We start from the raw sequence: 16,478 nt of genomic DNA on the forward strand, positions 1-16,478 counted from the left end.
GACAGGGGGAGAGATCGTGGAGGGTAAGCTTGTACAGCAAACAGCGGCAGTACTCATGCTGCAAGGAACGGCTTCCGATGTGGGCAAAAGTGTCATTACAACGGCATTATGCCGTATATTCAAGCAGGATGGCTTCAAGCCAGCCCCGTTCAAGTCACAGAATATGGCGCTGAATTCCTATGTGACGGAAGATGGCAAGGAGATTGGCCGGGCCCAGGGGGCACAGGCCGAAGCCTGCGGTATTGAGGCGACAACCGATATGAATCCAATCCTGATCAAGCCGGTGCGGGACATGCATTCGCAGATCGTGGTTCACGGTGTACCTTTTGCCCAGATGAGTGCATCGGACTACCGTCAGCATTTCCTGCCTGAAGCTAAGCAGACAGTTATGGATGCGTTGAACCGGCTACGGGATACCTATGATATTGTGCTGATGGAGGGAGCGGGCAGTCCTGCCGAGATCAATTTGAAGGACCGGGATATCGTCAACATGAATCTGGCAGGCTGGGCCGATGCGCCGGTGATTCTGATCTCCGATATTGATCGGGGTGGGGTGTTTGCTTCCATTGTAGGTACGCTTGAGCTGCTGGAACCTCATGAGGCGGCGCGTGTCAAAGGGTTCATTATCAACAAGTTCCGAGGTGATCTGTCCCTGTTGCAGCCAGGACTCGACTGGCTCGAAGAACGGACAGGCATTCCAGTATTAGGTGTATTGCCTTACATAAGAGATATTCAGATTGAAGCGGAAGATTCAGTGGTGCTGGACTCCATGCGTCACGGGAAATCCGGCAAAACCGAGCTGGATCTGGCGGTGATCCGATATCCGCGAATTTCCAACTTTACAGACTTTGATGCACTTTCCCGTGAACCGGATGTAAATGTGCGTTACGTGACCTCGCCAGAGGAATTGGGCAGTCCGGATGCCATTCTTCTGCCGGGTACGAAAGACACCATAGGTGATCTGGCATTTCTGCGTGAGTCTGGGCTCGAGCAGGCGATTGCGAGCCAGACCGAGCGTGAGCATGTGCAGCTCGTAGGCATATGTGGCGGATATCAGATGCTGGGACGTCATCTGAAGGACCCGTTTGCTGTGGAGGCGAATCAGATCCAGGAAGCGAAGGGACTGGGCTGGCTTCCTTTATCCACAACGTTTCTTCAGAGTAAGCAAACAGTCAGGGCTTCCGGACGAGTGCAACCTCAGAATCCGATTCGGCTGTATAGTGAACCAGATGTGGAGGTATCTCCATTACCCATTAATGGATATGAGATTCATATGGGTGTTACGGAGTGCCACGAGCCTGAACGTGTAACCGCGTTGTTTGAAATCTCACATCCAGGTGGTCAACCTTTCCAAGAAGGCTGGGGCTCAGTAGATGGCAGCGTGTGGGGAACCTACCTGCATGGTTTGTTTGAAAGTGATCCATTCCGACGTTCATGGCTGAATGCCTTGCGTGCAGGAAAAGGACTGGCTCCGCTTCAGGAGACATACAGTGCGCATGAACGTAAAGAGATGGAGTTCGATCGGGTAGCTGAATCATTACGTTCGGCATTGGATATGAAGCGTGTGTACGAGATTATGGGTGTTCAGGCACCCGAGTGAAACAACAATACCCCCATGTCCGACAAACCGTTCTCTAGAAACGGGATGTTAGCTGCATGGGGGTATTGTATATCCTATGATTAAATGAGGTTTAGAACAGGTGATGATAGGTTAATGGTTAACCTGTTAGTTTATTTTGAAATTCTTCATGGCGGATTGCAGCTCTACAGCTTGTTCATGCAGGTGACGAACTGTGTTCGAATGTGAATCCATCTCGCTGAGCTGAAGATCTGCGGTTGAAGCAATCTGTAACATGCTTTCACGGGATTTGGTCGTAATCTGTGCCGTTTCTTCAACGGATGCACTCACTTCTTCAGCACCAGCAGATACTTGTTGTGTCGAAGCAGAGACGGTCTGAATGGTCAGGTTGACGTTCTGGATCAATTCATTCAGTTGCTGAAAGGCTGAGCCGGCTTGTTGAACAACAGTTGTACCTGAACCAATCTCTTGGGTTACACGGTTCATGGCATCAACGGAACGTTCAGCATCTTCACGAATGGTACCCAGATAATCCGAAATTTCTTCGGTGGCTGTCTTGGATTGCTCGGCAAGTTTGCGAACTTCTCCGGCAACAACAGCGAATCCGCGGCCATGCTCTCCGGCACGTGCTGCTTCAATGGAGGCGTTAAGTGACAGCATGTTTATTTGTTTGGTGATTTCAAAAATGGAAGCAACAATGGTGCCGATGGCTACCGAACGTTCATTCATGGTCTCCACATAACGCAACGATTCGCTTGCTGTCTGGCCTACACGCTCCATCTGCTCAATGGCATTCTGAGCCAGTCGGTTACCGTTAACTGCCTCGTTAGCTGCTTCACTAATCTGCTCAGACACTTCAGCGGAAGAAGAAGCAATATGCATGATACCCTGCGTAATTTCTTCCATGGCTCTGGCGTTCTCGGATGCGCTAGACGCAATGCTGATGCTTCCTTTTTCTGCATCTTCTGCGGAACGGCTGGAGTTTCGAACCATACCGGACATCGATTCAACCCGCTGAAGCAAGTCATTGGAGCCTGACACAACTTCATTGGATGTGGACAAGGCACGGCTGATCATTTCTTTCAGATTATGTGTCATCGTCTGGAAGCTTGCGGCAAGCTGGGCAATTTCATCTTTGCCTTTGATCTGGAGTTCAGCGGTCAGATCACCTTGGGATATTTGTTTACTATGTTGGACAAGCTTGATGATCGGTTTGGTCACTCTTTTGATCATACTAGTGGAGATAAGCCAGCCGAGCACAAATACTAATGCTGTAATTCCAAGACACAACCAGAAAATCTGGGTAATCTTGTCTTGAATGAACTGGGCATCCATGCTCACAGCCATAATCATGTTACTACCTGCAATGGGGATAAAGGCTGCTTTATGTACACCAAAGGAATCGGAGTAGACCTCACTGATTACCATTTCTTTGTTCTCAATAGCTGCATTCATTGCGGGTTCTACACTAATCTCATCCTGTGCTTTCATGCCTGAGGAAGAGTTGGCCACAACGACTTTGGCTGAGCCGTCCTGTATAGCAACAACGTATGCGGCGTCGAGGTTGTGTTCTTTTGCCTTATCTGCCAGATACGATTCCACGGTCATGGCAGCACCTTCAGAACCGGCTCCGCCACTCTGTACCTGCAGGATTTTGGATGCTGAAGTATTCTTGTATATATCCTGAATGGACGTGTTTAGGACTTTGTCGAACTGAGGAAGCACGTAGCTTTGAATAATATTCATTGATACGGCGTAAAAACTAATACTGAACAACAGGGAAGCAACCAGCAGAACGAGGAACAAGGTACCTCTGATTTTACCGGCGACGGTGCGATTACGAAACATATGATCATCCTTTCACGTCAAGTTCATTAACATTGTCGCTTTTCCGTAATCATAAGACCTATCTACCAATGAAGAAAGACCTAAATTATACATTGAGAAAACTTGGGAATAAGCGGATATACCTATATTACAAAATTAACCGGAGGTTGAATAGAACAATTTTCACGATTCGGTGTATTTTTTTCAGAAATACATGAATCTGTTACATGCATATTACATAATATCAATTAATACCTACCAGAATAGTTTGTTATATGGTATATTGTAAAATGTCTTTGTCGGAAGTACAAAAGATAGAAGAGAAAACCGGATATGTTCCGGTTACACACATGCCTGAGGAGGATTTAAAGAAATGGATACTTTTCTAATCATATTGAATGTAGTGGTTATGCTTGTCTTACTTGGCATCCTCTACTGGATGCAGAAAAAGCATATCTCCTTTACGAAACGCGTATTTGCGGGTCTGGGATTGGGGGTTGTTTACGGGGTTATTCTCCAATTGGTGTACACATCAGGTTCTGATGTAGTTACGAAATCAGTCGATTGGTTCAATCTGGTTGGTTCAGGATATGTTCGTTTGTTGCAAATGGTCGTGATCCCATTGATCATGGTGTCGATCATCTCAGCTATTATGAATCTGAAGGGCAAGCAAAATCTCGGCAAGATGAGTGTTTCCATTATTGCTATTCTGTTGATCACCACAGCGATTGCGGCAGGGGTCAGCATTGTAACGAGCCTCAGCTTCAATCTGACCTCGATTGAAATCGAGGGCGGAGATCGAGAGCTTGCTCAAGGGCAAAAGATGGAGGAACGGCTTGTTGACGTGAAGGATCAGACGATCCCGCAGCAAGTGCTGGAATTCATTCCTTCGAATCCATTTGCAGATATGACAGGAGAACGTCGTACATCCACACTGGCGGTGGTTATCTTCTCCGCGTTTATCGGTGTAGCTGTACTTGGACTGGATCGCAAAAAACCACAACAGGCGGAAACATTCCGAGGCATGGTTAATGCGGTATATGCGGTGGTTATGCGAATTGTAACATTGGTGCTCAGGCTTACGCCATACGGTATATTGGCCCTGATTACGAAGGTAACAGCAACCACGAATCCGGATGAAATTCTAAAGTTAATCAAATTCGTTGTCGCATCCTACGTGGCGTTGCTCGTCATGTTTATCATTCACTTGATTATCATTGCGCTCTCTGGGTTCAACCCGATAACGTATATGAAAAAGGTTCTGCCAACGCTGGTATTTGCCTTTACATCCCGTTCAAGTGCTGCGGCTATTCCATTGAACGTGGAGACACAGACGAAGAAACTGGGTGTGTCGGACGGGATTGCGAATCTGTCTGCTAGCTTCGGGGCTACGATTGGGCAAAACGGCTGCGCCGGGATCTATCCGGCCATGCTGGCGGTGATGATTGCTCCAACGGTCGGCATCGATCCGCTGAGCTGGGACTTCATTGTGACATTGATCCTCGTAGTCATGATCAGTTCGTTCGGCGTAGCTGGAGTCGGCGGCGGGGCAACCTTCGCTTCCCTGATCGTATTGTCCACCATGAACCTGCCTGTAGCCTTGGCAGGATTGCTGATCTCGGTTGAACCGCTGATCGACATGGGTCGTACAGCCTTGAACGTGAATGGGTCCATGACTTCTGGACTTGTAACCAGCAAAATCTTGAAAGAAAATGATCATGACACATTCAATGATCAGAGCCGTGAACTGGATTCAGCTGTTCAGGCGTAATACAGATTGGATCAGATAGAGGCTTATAAAAGCCAAAGCCATCTACAGTTTAAGCAAGTAAAGCCGTCCTTCGGAGAATTCCGGAAGGCGGCTTTTTTGCGACAATCGCATTAACTTAAGTAGCCTCTCGGGTAGGATCGGAGTTATTTAGTTCTGTTCATGGGACGAGAAATGTGATAGAGTATTCATGTTTTGGCCCTGAGCCAAACCGCGGTTCGTAACCATCCCGCGTAATCAAAACTAGGAAGGCAGTGTATGTATTTATGTTTAACTTAGGGTGGGGAGCAGTTTTTGTTCTCGTAACTTATGGATTTTTCCTGCTGTGTTACCGCTTGTTCGGTAAAAAAGGTCTCTATGCCTGGATTGGTGTGGCTACGGTTATAGCCAACATTCAGGTGACCAAAACGATAGATATCATGGGAATCGTGCTGACGCTTGGCAACACGATGTATGTCAGCATGTACCTGACCAGTGACCTTCTTAATGAGAAATATGGACCAGGTGAGGCACGCAAAGCCGTATGGTTTGGATTCTTCACGCTCATCATGACGACGGTTCTGATGCAGATGGTATTGTACTTTGACCCGGCACCAACGGACTTTGCACAGGATTCGATGAAAACATTGTTCGGTCTGTTGCCACGCCTGGCTCTCGGAAGTCTGACGGCGTACTTCATCAGTCAGTTCCTGGATGTACGATTGTACTCCTGGCTGCGCAAGGTGGCCCCAGGGCGCAATCAGTTGTGGATACGCACCAACGGTAGTTCGATCATCAGTTCATTTGTGGATACACTGGTGTTCTGTACGATCGCGTTTGCGTTCATCTATCCTTGGGATGTTTGGCTGGAAATCTTCCTGACGACGTATATTATCAAATTTGTATTAACTGCGGTTGGAACGCCGTTCCTGTATGCTGCACGCAGCTTTAAGTTTAAGGATAAAGCCTAGATTAGATATAAGTTGAACTCAGAAAATGAGGTTAATTTTGTCCTCTACGCTCTCGTGTAAATGTACAGTTCAAAAAGTCCCGCAAAGCCATGACTTCATGGTTTCGCGGGACTTTTTTGCATATAAGGCTGTAACCAACCTATATACATATGCGTAGAAGGTTAGCGTGTACAGGTTGGGATCTAGATTGGATTAGTCGGTAAGGATTTGCAGTTCTTTTGGATATGTTGTCAGAACTTCGACACCCGTCTCGGTCACAATTACATCATCTTCGATACGGACGCCGCCTGCTGCGGTATATATGCCCGGTTCAATCGTGAACACGGTACCTTCATTCAGGATGTCCATATTCTCTCCATGGAGAGAAGGATACTCATGTACGTCGATACCCAATCCATGGCCTACTCTGTGCATAAAGCGCTCACCGTATCCAGCTTCTTCCGTGACCTGGCGTGCTGCACGATCCACTTCCGCACAGGTAATGCCTGGTTTCACCACTTGGATGGCAGCTTCGTTTGCTGCGAGCACGGTGTTATAGATGGTTTTGAGTTCAGGTGAGATGTCACCAAAAGCGAATGTACGCGTGATATCCGAGGCATATCCCCCAGCATAGACACCCATGTCGAACATCAACAGGTCACCATGTTGAAGTTTTCGTTCACCTGGTGTACCGTGCGGCAGACCTGTTTTGGGTCCCGTGAGCACCATGGTGTCAAAGGATGGGCCATCAGCGCCCAGTTTCTTCATCTGATACTCCATCTCGGCAACAAGCTCGATCTCGGTTACGCCTGTACGAACGTGAGAGAGGCCTTGACGCAGTGTTTCTTCGATCAGATGAATGGCATGGCGAATGCGGGTTACCTCATCAGGTGTTTTCTTGACACGCAATGTGCGAAGCAGTGGGCCAACATCTTGGAAGCTGGCAGTACCCAGTGCGGCGGTCAGCTGCTCATAACGTGCGACGGTCACGTATTCTTTTTCGAGACCGACTCGGCCCAAACGCCCCTGATAACGATCAAACAAAGCATACGGATTATCCGTATCCGTGTGAGTGGCAATGTTGGATACCGAAGAAGCAGCTGCGGCAGCTTCAGCATCCAGTGCGGGTACAATCAGCAAAGGTTCTTCGCCGCGTGCCAGAACCAGACCAAGGAAACGTTCATGCGGATTGCTTGCGAATCCAGTCAAATAGTAGATATGTTTCGGATCTGTAATGAGCATGGCGTCCAGTCCTTGCCCGGACAGACCGGCTTCAAGACGAGATAAAGGATTTTGATTCATAAGTGTAGTTGTCCACCTTTCCATTCAATACGATCCTTCTATTATAGAAGATTATGAAGGAATTCCAAACTGGAGTGATTCCAGATCGGTTTAATCCCTTGCATTCTTCGTTTGAGCGGCTGGTGTGAAGGGTAATACAGGGCGAAACCGCTTTACACATGAATAATAACACCACCACTATAGCGAACAATACAATAACAATACGTTGAAGCTTGGCTTATTTACTTTATACAAAAGAACCATATACGAAGGGAGATGTAATCATGAATAATCGGGTAACCGTTCCACTGTATGCTTCATTATTAAGTGTGGCACTGTTAACCGCGTCATGTTCTTCAGGCGAGCCTTCTACGGGAGGAACAGAGCAGTCGTCTCAAGGGCAGGGAACTGGTCAGGGACAGAATGCTAACGGAGGCAATACCAGTGCAAGTGAAAACGACAGTGGAGCGCAAAGTGAGGCAGTTATTCCGTATCAGGCTTCCGTGCTGGTAGAAGGATTGAATGCACCATGGGAGATTGTAAGTGTGCCTGATGGTCGGATGTTTGTAACGGAGCGCCCTGGTGCAATTCGGGTCATTGAGGATGGAAAACTGGCCCCTGAACCACTGATTGAATTCTCAGCTCCGTTTAATGAAGAAGGTGAAGGAGGTCTGTTGGGTCTTGCAGCTGATCCGGACTTTGCGGAGAACGGTTACTTGTATGCATACCACTCCTATCTGGAAGGTGACGACATTGCCAATCGGGTGTTACGCCTCAGGGTGAATGAGGGGAAAGCCATCATAGACAAAGAACTGCTTGGTAACATTCCAGGCGGAACAAATCATAACGGTGGGCGGATCAAGATCGGCCCGGACAAGTTGCTCTATATCACGACAGGTGAACGTTATGAACCGGAACTGTCCCAGAACGAAGATAGCCTTGGAGGTAAAATATTGCGGATAGGTCTCGACGGAACGATCCCGGCAGACAACCCATGGCCGAATTCACCTGTATATAGTATGGGACACCGCAACGCACAGGGACTGGCATGGAACCCGGACAACGGTTACCTCTATTCCACTGAGCATGGTCAGCGGAATCATGATGAGATTAACCGGATTGTGGCCGGGGAGAATTATGGCTGGCCCGAGGTAGAAGGAGACGACAATGATAACGGCGTATATCAGGCTCCGCTTGCACATAGTGGAAATGATACATGGGCGCCGTCTGGTGTAGCTTTTGTTGAAGAAGGGCCTTGGGCTGGATCACTGATTGCTGCAAACCTGCGTGGAGAGCAGTTGCTGAAGGTTACTCTTTCGGAAGATGGCACACAGGTAGAGCAGGTGGAACCTATCTTCGAAGATGAATGGGGTCGAATTCGCAATGTGAGTGTTGGTGAAGACGGAAAGTTGTACGTGCTTACGAACAATCGGGATGGACGAGGATCGCCACGTGATGGGGATGACAAGCTGATTGTACTTACTCCGGAGGATTAATTTATTCTAACGAACCTGCCAGTGCAATAGTAGATGAACATGGTGAATTATCAAAGGAGCTGTCCCGTCAAATTCATGACTTATGGGACAGCTCCTCGTTCTTTACTTACTCTGCGCTCTCCGCAAGTATGGCAATACGCTGAGCCGGATCATTCGTGTACTCGCCACCGTGATAACAGAGAACCTTATTAAGTTTCAGGTCTGTCAGTTTCTTCAGGCTTCGCAGCGCTTCAGGCATGTCCGGTGTCGCAGGTGGCGCAGGGCCAACCAGTTCATCATCAACCACACGAAGTTCATCGGCAGCAAGGAGGAGCTGCTGCTCTCCGAAATACAGGCTGATATGACCTGGCGTATGTCCCGGTGTATGAATGACCTGTGTACCACCTTGAAGGGGCAACAGATCTCCGTCCGCCAGTGTTCTGCTGATGTTCACTTCAGGCAGCTGCAAGAGCAGTTGATCTGCGAGTGCCAAAACGGGTTCGGGAAGCAGCGCACGACGTTCAGGCGTGAATTTGATCAAAGGCTTCTCACCGGTTAGATACGGAATTTCATTGGCATGTGCCCAGATTTCCAGATCAGGGATGGCATCCAGAAGATCGCCTAAGTTACCGATATGATCGATGTCCTGATGAGTAATAATCACACGTTTGACGTCCGAGAGCTGTACGCCCTCTTGTTCCAATGCGGATTGAAGTTCTGCAAATTGTCCAATCATGCCTGTATCCACCAGGGTAACGCCATCTACATCACGAAGCATGACGGGGAATATGGGGCTGTTCCCGGAAGGTGTAGGAATCTGAAGATTTAGCACAGTAATCGAAGTTGTTGGATGGCTCATGGTTATTCGGACCGCAGTCCGGTATACCTCCTTTTCTTTTTTAGCAGTGATTGTTCAGTGATTGTTGTTATTCAGGGCGATTATATTTTAAGTGTTTTCTATATTTTTTTACCGTATGGAGCAGTGCTTCGAACGTTTCTTCTTCATTACTGCCATCCTTAACGATGGAGACAAATGAGAAGTTATCATGAACAAGTTTGTTCCTCGTCTGAAACACCTGACTAAGGGCTTCGGCAAATTGTTCCTTTTCGGATTCCAGGGCAATGAACTCTTTACTCAATTCGGCCTGAATAATCTCCATGTTGGAGCGTGCACGGTAGGCAGGAGTTTTCATCAGCTGGGTCGAATTAAACTTTTTCTGATATACGTCTCTGTACAGTTGATTTAACATTTGTTCAAGAATGGCGCATAGTTCGATGACGAGTGAAGCATATCTTCGGTTTTTGCGTTTTCGGGTGAGCTCACGTGTTTCTTCTTTGTCCAAAATACCGTATTTTTCATACAGCGTAGAATCAACGTTCTGCAAGATTTCCTGATATTCCTGTTCGAGTCGTGCGATTTCAAGTTTGGCTTGTTTTTTAACTTTCTTAAAATCTTCTTTGGTCAGCATACTTGTCCTCCCATGGAAACCGAGATGTGATCCTATCATTATCTCATATTGTCCGTCGTCGCGCCTCTAATTTCGGAACCTCAGGTTCAGAAGGGAAGTACCTCATGTCCAATCAGACAGCAATTGTAACAGGAGCTAACTCAGGTATGGGGTTGGCAACCACCATTGAACTTGCAAGACAAGGATATCGCGTAATCATGGCATGCCGCAGTGAGAAGCGCGGACAGGAGGCTCTTCAGGAAGCTGTGCGTCAGTCCGGCTCTTCTACGATTGAATTGATGCTGTGTGACCTGGGTTCACTCGAAAGTATACGCCAGTTTGCCCGCACATTCCGCGAGCGTCATGATCGCCTTGACGTTCTGGTTAATAATGCGGGGGTGGTGATGGTCAAGCGGAAGGAAACCTCAGATGGGTTCGAACAAAGTATCGGTATTAACCATCTGGGACATTTCCTGCTGACTTTACTTTTGATAGAACCTCTGAAAGCTGCGAAGCAGGGACGGGTTGTGAACGTTTCGTCAGGTGCTTACAAGGCCGGCAAAATCCACTTCGAAGATCCACATCTGCACAAAGGTTATAATCCGATCAAAAGCTATGCTCAATCCAAATTGGCTAACGTGCTGTTCACTCGTGCACTGGCTCGCAAACTGTCAGGTACGTCTGTCACAGTGAACTGTCTGCACCCTGGTGCGGTGGGAACGAGTATTGGCGTAGATCGCAATACCGGATTTGGCACAAGCATTATGGCTCTGGCAGGCAAGCTTCCATTCTTCCTGTCACCTGAAGAAGGGGCGCGAACGGCTGTTTATCTGGCCACAAGTCCTGAAGTTGTTGGGATCACCGGGCGTTACTTCTATCAGCAGAGAGAGCAGCAGCTGAAGGCACATGCCGTTGATGATGCTTCAGCTGAGCGTTTCTGGGCGTGGAGTGAAGAACAGGTTGGGCTAAAGCCTGACGAAAAGTTGTAATTCAACGCAAGCTTATGATTGACCATAGAGTAGAGCCGCTACTTTTTTATACTTTTGCCTTCACAGCTTGCTGGATCATTTTAATAAAATCTCCAATAGGTTGAATGCCTTGATCTCCCTGACCGTATTCACGGACGGAGGCGGATGAGGCATTTTTCTCATTCTCACCAAGCACGAGTGAATAAGGCACTTTTTCCATCTGGGCTTCACGGATTTTGTACCCGAGCTTCTCACTCCGCAGATCTGTTTCGACCCGAATGCCCGCAGCCCGGAGTTGGCTCTGTACTTGGAGCGCATAATCTGCGTAATGATCTGATACAGGCAGGAGCTTCACTTGCACAGGTGCAAGCCAGAGTGGGAACGCACCTGCATAGTGCTCAGTCAGGATGCCGATGAAACGATCAATGGAACCGTAGATGGCACGATGGATCACGACAGGACGGTGTTTCAGACTATCCTCGCCAATGTAAGTGAGGTCGAACTTCTCCGGCATTTGAAAATCAAGCTGGATTGTTCCGCACTGCCAGCTGCGCTTCAGCGCATCGAGGATATGAAAGTCAATTTTCGGTCCATAAAAGGCACCGTCGCCTTCGTTAATGCGGTACTCCACGCCCCGTCGATCCAATACATTTTGCAATGCCTTTTCCGCTTGATCCCACAGTTCTTCCGATCCCATGGAATCTTCAGGTCGAGTGGACAACTCAATCTTATATTCGAATCCAAAGATGTCGTACATACGTCCGATCAGTGAGATCGCCTGATTAATCTCGTCCTCAATCTGCTCTGGCATGACGTAGAGATGGGCATCATCCTGGCAGAATGTCCTTACACGCATCATGCCATTCAGGGCACCTGAGAATTCATGACGGTGGACCTGACCGAATTCCATCATGCGAATCGGTAATTCGCGGTAGGAATGGAGTGTATTTTTGAAGATCAGCATGTGTCCAGGGCAGTTCATCGGTTTCAGTGCAAAAGTGGCATCGTCCACTTCTGAGAAATACATATTGTCCTTGTAATGCTCCCAATGGCCGGATTGCTCCCACAGCCGGTTGTTCATCATGAGAGGCGTCCGAACTTCCTGATAACCTTCCTGTAATTGCAGCTCACGGGAGAATTGCTCCAGTTCAGTGCGAACAGTCATACCTTTGGGCAGATAGAAGGGCATACCTGGCGCTTCTTCGGAGAACATGAATAGTTCAAGCTCTTTGCCGAGTTTACGGTGATCCCGTTTCTTCGCTTCTTCGAGCATGTGCAGATGTTCATCCAGTTGGGCTTTGTTCGGAAAAGCAGTACCGTAGATACGTTGCAGCATCTTATTATCCGAGTTGCCACGCCAGTATGCACCAGCCACATTCAGCAGCTTGAACGCTTTGATCCGACCCGTGGATGGAAGATGGGGACCGCGACACAGATCGAAGAACTCTCCTTGATCATAGATCGAAAGCTCGGCGTCATCCGGCAAATCCTGAATGAGTTCAAGCTTGTAAGGGTCCTGGATTTCTCCGAAGATACGGAGGGCTTCGTCCCGGCTAACGACCCGCCGACTGATCTTAAGATTCTCCTGAATGATTTTGTTCATTTCCCGCTCAATGGCAGCCAGATCACTAATGGACAGGGCATGCTCCAGATCAACATCGTAATAGAATCCATCTTCAATCACGGGGCCGATACCCAGTTTCACTTGTTCTGCACCGTAGATGCGTTTGAGCGCCTGTGCGAGCACATGTGCTGCGCTGTGACGATAACGATACAGACCTTCCGCGCTGTCCAAAGTAACGATGACAAGTTCGCAATCTTGCTCAAGCACATAATCGAGATCGACATTTTGACCATCTACAATACCGCCAATGGCCTGTTTTCCCAGGCTTGTGCTGATAGATGAGGCAACTGCACCTACAGTGATGCCTGCTTTGTAAGAACGTACCGCGCCACCTTGCAGACGGACCTCAATGGAATGACTGGATTGTTGCAGATCATTTGCTTGGTTGTTTATTTCGTTACCTGATTTGTTGCTTGCTGAGTTACTGTTTTCTTTTTTGCTCATGTGAACCACTCTCCATTTCATCAAATGAAAGCGCAAAAAACACCCGTCCCGGAAAAGGGACGAGTGCGCTTGGCTCGTGGTTCCACCCTAATTTGGTTATGGTGCACCCTGCTCTCGGCCAGCCGCCGGAACAGAAAACATCATAACCCTCATTGGAATCCGTTATCGGGGATCAGGCGGTGAACTCTACTGGCAGCATGCCGAACATCCGAAGGAGGTCCGAAATGCTGAGGTTCGAGGTCACGGCTGCAGAGGGGTAATTCCGGTCCGTTCGCTGAAGAAGGTTTCACCAATCCCCTCTCTCTCTGGGCAGCACGCAAACGAAATCATGTCTCTGGTCATCGCCAAATATGTTAGATCAACTCATTAAAGTTTTCCTGAAATGTGTTGCATTCAATATCAATATATTGGAACAGGTGTTATTGAGTGTCGATTATATAGACTGAAAATGGAAAGGTCAAGCGGAACATTTTAATTGGTTTCGGACTGCCCATCCCATATTAAGCGAATGATCGTTCCTTCACCAGGCGTGGAATGTACCTCAATACGACCATTCATGGCTTCGATCAAACCTTTGGTTACCGCCATGCCCAGCCCTGATCCAACATCCGATGTACCTGTATCTGTACCGCGGTAGTATCGTTCAAATAACTTCCATACCGTCTCGGGGTGCATGCCGCGTCCATTATCGGCAAACTGAATGCTGAATGCATCTGCATGTTCACCAGAATGCACGCTGACAACCAGGATGGACTCGGGCGGATTATGAAGAAGGGCATTGGCGGTCAGATTATCCACAATTCGTTCAAACGACGGAATATGGACGAGTCCATATACAGGCACTTCGGAAGGTTGGAATAGGATGCGTCCTTCCCCATATGCCGGGTTCCGTTCAGCGCGCTCGATCAGATCACAAAGTAACGTATTTACGTCAGTCTTTTCCACCACAGGTTGATATCCTCCACTGCGTAATCGATAGGTCATGGCAAGGTCGTTAACAAGCCTGTCCATATACATGGACTTATCGAGCATTATGCCTGCGAATTCCCTCACTTCATCCGTGGTCCAGCTATACTTATCCGCTTCAAGCATATGAGCATATCCCTGAATGGAGGAGAGGGGTGTCTTCAGATCATGTGTTATGCCAGCAATCCACTCCTCCCGCAGAGAATCGGTCTGTTTCCGAAGTTCTTCATCTTGCTTCAATGTGTGAGACAGGGCCTGCATGGAGCGGAGCACTTCAGCATACACGTTGTATTTTCGCTTCCACTTTCCGTTACGACGCTGACTGCGAGGGACTCCGAAGGCTCCAGTAGGTTCCTCGTAATGCCCTCTCTCCAGACGTTGCAACCATTGGAGCATATGCAGCATGGGTGAGCCGAATCGGTTGGCGTACCAGAATGCGAGTAGGCTAATCAAGATGACAACGGACAGGAGAAGCACGAGAAGAGCGGGTGCCAATATGAATTTATATGGATTTTCATCTCCTGACACAGATGGGTCTACAGGTATGTTAATCATCCATGTTGTGCTGTTCTGTTCGTCGTAAAAAGTTGCGCTCGATATTCCATACCGATTGGGATAACGAATACGTAAAACCAGTTCCTGAATGTCATAGCTGCTGGAGACGCCTATGGCGGGTTTGTTAAAGGAAGCCAGTTCTTGACCGTAAGCGTCCAAAACTTGCAGATATGCATCTTTGGAGCGAATCGCATCCTGTTGTTGGGGCTGGAGAACCAGCTCTCCATTGGTGTAATAACTGTTTTGACGGGCTTGATTAAGTAAGGATTCGGCCTGATTGCGCTCGCCGTACAGCAAGGTGAAATCCTGTCCGTCTTTCTCCCGAATCTGAATGATGATCTGGTACGGGAAGGGCTCTTTGGCATTCCAATAAGCGATCAACTCGCCGGGCTTGTATTGTTTGGGGACGTCGGGTGGTGTATTAAAGTCGTCAATGACGTAGCCCTTCTTATCCAGAACCTGCAACCATCCCTGATTATGTTTAACCTGCTCTAGCAGCTTGGGATCATAACGTACCGTGCCATCGGACATCATCTCTGCGGTATTGATTAATTGGTCCAGTCCGCTTGTAGCGAAGTCATCCACCAACATTACTTCATTTACCCTTTGAACGACCCAATAGGTAGCCGCAGAACCCAATAGGATAATAAGGACAACTATACCGGCAAGCATCCCGACAAACCGGGTCATCAATCTGCGACGAATACTCATGGACGAATCGCTTTTTCTGGTTGAATGAGCTTGTAACCCAACCCCCGGACATTCACAAGAAAAGCGGGGTTCGAAGGATCGGCTTCAATGCGTTCCCGAATGCGGTGAATATGAACCATCACGGTATTGTCATCACTAATGGCTTCAGAGCCCCATACTCGCTCATATAGATCTGATTTGGTAAAGATACGATTGGGATGCTTGCAGAAAAAGAGAAGCAGTTGAAACACAAGTGCCGGACAGGGTACGGACTCACCTTCAACACGAAGTTCACCAGCCCACTCCAGTACCTGGAATCGTCCAAAATCGTACACGCCTTCCGATGTGCTGCGAGATGACGTATTTACGTTAGATGGTACGTGATCCGAGATCGCTACGGTTTTAGAAGGTAAATAACGCTTCAGCAATGATTTAATTCGAGCCACGACTTCCAGCGGATTGAAGGGTTTGGAGACATAATCATCGCCACCAACGGCGAATCCCGTTAATTTGTCATAATCGGTTGTTTTGGCCGTCAGAAACAGGATGGGCGCATCGGTGACCTGCCGTAGAAAAGGACAGATTTCCAGCCCGCTTTTGCCAGGAAGCATGATATCGAGCACGATACAATGGTACGTTTTGTTGTTGCAGGCCTCAATGGCAGCTTCGCCTGTTGTAACAGTATCAATATCGAGAAACTGCTCTTTGAGCAGAACGGTTTTGAGCATATGCAGAATAGCCTGTTCATCATCCACAAGCAGTAATGAGACGTTATCCATAGTTAGAAAAAGACCTCCTGATCCTTCCGTTGTGTTTATTGCTAATCATACCATCCAAGAGGGCTGTATAGCGTACAAGCTATCTTAACGGAGTCTTAATTATGAATCGTTAAAGGGTAAGACGAGTTTAACTACTGGTAAGTTG

The 16,478-nt window shown here is 48.0% G+C and carries 12 protein-coding genes; 5 read left to right on the forward strand and 7 right to left on the reverse strand.

Annotated features, from left to right (window positions below; all coding sequences use genetic code 11):
* The first annotated feature begins 55 nt into the window (after positions 1-55).
* On the forward strand, positions 56-1,600 hold the full coding sequence (locus ABTV53_RS06675) for a cobyric acid synthase (RefSeq protein WP_433754098.1): 1,545 nt from the start codon (positions 56-58) through the stop codon (positions 1,598-1,600).
* 126 nt (positions 1,601-1,726) lie between these two features.
* Here the strand turns inward: ABTV53_RS06675 and ABTV53_RS06680 are convergent, their stop codons facing one another.
* The gene (locus ABTV53_RS06680; RefSeq protein WP_433751789.1) at positions 1,727-3,427 is read right to left on the reverse strand and encodes a methyl-accepting chemotaxis protein; all 1,701 of its coding nucleotides are present in this window, start codon (positions 3,425-3,427) and stop codon (positions 1,727-1,729) included.
* A gap of 352 nt (positions 3,428-3,779) precedes the next feature.
* Here ABTV53_RS06680 and ABTV53_RS06685 point away from each other — a divergent pair, with 352 nt between their 5' ends.
* Entirely contained in the window at positions 3,780-5,177 is a 1,398-nt protein-coding gene (locus ABTV53_RS06685) for an L-cystine transporter (protein WP_433751791.1), read from the forward strand.
* A 263-nt stretch (positions 5,178-5,440) separates the two neighbouring features.
* Positions 5,441-6,124: a queuosine precursor transporter gene (locus ABTV53_RS06690; RefSeq protein ID WP_433751793.1), complete on the forward strand. Its 684-nt coding sequence runs from the start codon at positions 5,441-5,443 to the stop codon at positions 6,122-6,124.
* Positions 6,125-6,316: 192 nt separating this feature from the next.
* Here the strand turns inward: ABTV53_RS06690 and ABTV53_RS06695 are convergent, their stop codons facing one another.
* Entirely contained in the window at positions 6,317-7,405 is a 1,089-nt protein-coding gene (locus ABTV53_RS06695) for a M24 family metallopeptidase (protein ID WP_433751795.1), read from the reverse strand.
* A 263-nt stretch (positions 7,406-7,668) separates the two neighbouring features.
* Between ABTV53_RS06695 and ABTV53_RS06700 the strand changes: the two genes are divergently transcribed.
* Positions 7,669-8,880 carry a PQQ-dependent sugar dehydrogenase gene (locus ABTV53_RS06700; protein ID WP_433751797.1) on the forward strand — a complete coding sequence of 404 codons (1,212 nt, stop codon included), beginning with the start codon at positions 7,669-7,671 and terminating at the stop codon, positions 8,878-8,880.
* A gap of 106 nt (positions 8,881-8,986) precedes the next feature.
* Here ABTV53_RS06700 and ABTV53_RS06705 read toward each other — a convergent pair whose 3' ends face one another.
* Positions 8,987-9,718 carry an MBL fold metallo-hydrolase gene (locus tag ABTV53_RS06705; protein WP_433751799.1) on the reverse strand — a complete coding sequence of 244 codons (732 nt, stop codon included), beginning with the start codon at positions 9,716-9,718 and terminating at the stop codon, positions 8,987-8,989.
* Positions 9,719-9,785: 67 nt separating this feature from the next.
* The gene (locus tag ABTV53_RS06710; RefSeq protein WP_433751800.1) at positions 9,786-10,328 is read right to left on the reverse strand and encodes a hypothetical protein; all 543 of its coding nucleotides are present in this window, start codon (positions 10,326-10,328) and stop codon (positions 9,786-9,788) included.
* A 104-nt stretch (positions 10,329-10,432) separates the two neighbouring features.
* On the opposite strand from ABTV53_RS06710, the gene ABTV53_RS06715 reads away from it, so the two are divergent.
* Positions 10,433-11,296, forward strand: a complete 864-nt coding sequence (locus ABTV53_RS06715; protein WP_433751803.1) for an SDR family oxidoreductase — start codon at positions 10,433-10,435, stop codon at positions 11,294-11,296.
* Positions 11,297-11,342: 46 nt separating this feature from the next.
* Here the strand turns inward: ABTV53_RS06715 and thrS are convergent, their stop codons facing one another.
* The 3 genes from thrS to ABTV53_RS06730 all read right to left on the reverse strand — a co-directional run bounded on the left by thrS (position 11,343) and on the right by ABTV53_RS06730 (position 16,333).
* Positions 11,343-13,343: a threonine--tRNA ligase gene (thrS, locus tag ABTV53_RS06720; protein WP_433751805.1), complete on the reverse strand. Its 2,001-nt coding sequence runs from the start codon at positions 13,341-13,343 to the stop codon at positions 11,343-11,345.
* 471 nt (positions 13,344-13,814) lie between these two features.
* The gene (locus ABTV53_RS06725; protein WP_433751807.1) at positions 13,815-15,575 is read right to left on the reverse strand and encodes a sensor histidine kinase; all 1,761 of its coding nucleotides are present in this window, start codon (positions 15,573-15,575) and stop codon (positions 13,815-13,817) included.
* A complete protein-coding gene (locus ABTV53_RS06730) occupies positions 15,572-16,333 on the reverse strand; it encodes a response regulator transcription factor (protein WP_433751809.1) in 762 nt (253 codons plus the stop codon). The genes ABTV53_RS06725 and ABTV53_RS06730 overlap by 4 nt, the downstream gene beginning before the upstream one ends.
* Between the last annotated feature and the right edge of the window lie 145 nt (positions 16,334-16,478).

Source organism: Paenibacillus amylolyticus, assembly GCF_050990605.1.
Classification (GTDB): Bacteria; Bacillota; Bacilli; order Paenibacillales; family Paenibacillaceae; genus Paenibacillus; species Paenibacillus amylolyticus_H.

Excerpts from the sequence above, each read along its gene's own strand:
- ABTV53_RS06675 (WP_433754098.1), top strand. The coding sequence starts at position 56 with ATGCTGCAAGGAACGGCTTCCGATGTGGGCAAAAGTGTCATTACAACG.
- ABTV53_RS06680 (WP_433751789.1), bottom strand. The coding sequence starts at position 3,427 with ATGTTTCGTAATCGCACCGTCGCCGGTAAAATCAGAGGTACCTTGTTC.
- ABTV53_RS06685 (WP_433751791.1), top strand. The coding sequence starts at position 3,780 with ATGGATACTTTTCTAATCATATTGAATGTAGTGGTTATGCTTGTCTTA.
- ABTV53_RS06690 (WP_433751793.1), top strand. The coding sequence starts at position 5,441 with ATGTTTAACTTAGGGTGGGGAGCAGTTTTTGTTCTCGTAACTTATGGA.
- ABTV53_RS06695 (WP_433751795.1), bottom strand. The coding sequence starts at position 7,405 with ATGAATCAAAATCCTTTATCTCGTCTTGAAGCCGGTCTGTCCGGGCAA.
- ABTV53_RS06700 (WP_433751797.1), top strand. The coding sequence starts at position 7,669 with ATGAATAATCGGGTAACCGTTCCACTGTATGCTTCATTATTAAGTGTG.
- ABTV53_RS06705 (WP_433751799.1), bottom strand. The coding sequence starts at position 9,718 with ATGAGCCATCCAACAACTTCGATTACTGTGCTAAATCTTCAGATTCCT.
- ABTV53_RS06710 (WP_433751800.1), bottom strand. The coding sequence starts at position 10,328 with ATGCTGACCAAAGAAGATTTTAAGAAAGTTAAAAAACAAGCCAAACTT.
- ABTV53_RS06715 (WP_433751803.1), top strand. The coding sequence starts at position 10,433 with ATGTCCAATCAGACAGCAATTGTAACAGGAGCTAACTCAGGTATGGGG.
- thrS (WP_433751805.1), bottom strand. The coding sequence starts at position 13,343 with ATGAGCAAAAAAGAAAACAGTAACTCAGCAAGCAACAAATCAGGTAAC.
- ABTV53_RS06725 (WP_433751807.1), bottom strand. The coding sequence starts at position 15,575 with ATGAGTATTCGTCGCAGATTGATGACCCGGTTTGTCGGGATGCTTGCC.
- ABTV53_RS06730 (WP_433751809.1), bottom strand. The coding sequence starts at position 16,333 with ATGGATAACGTCTCATTACTGCTTGTGGATGATGAACAGGCTATTCTG.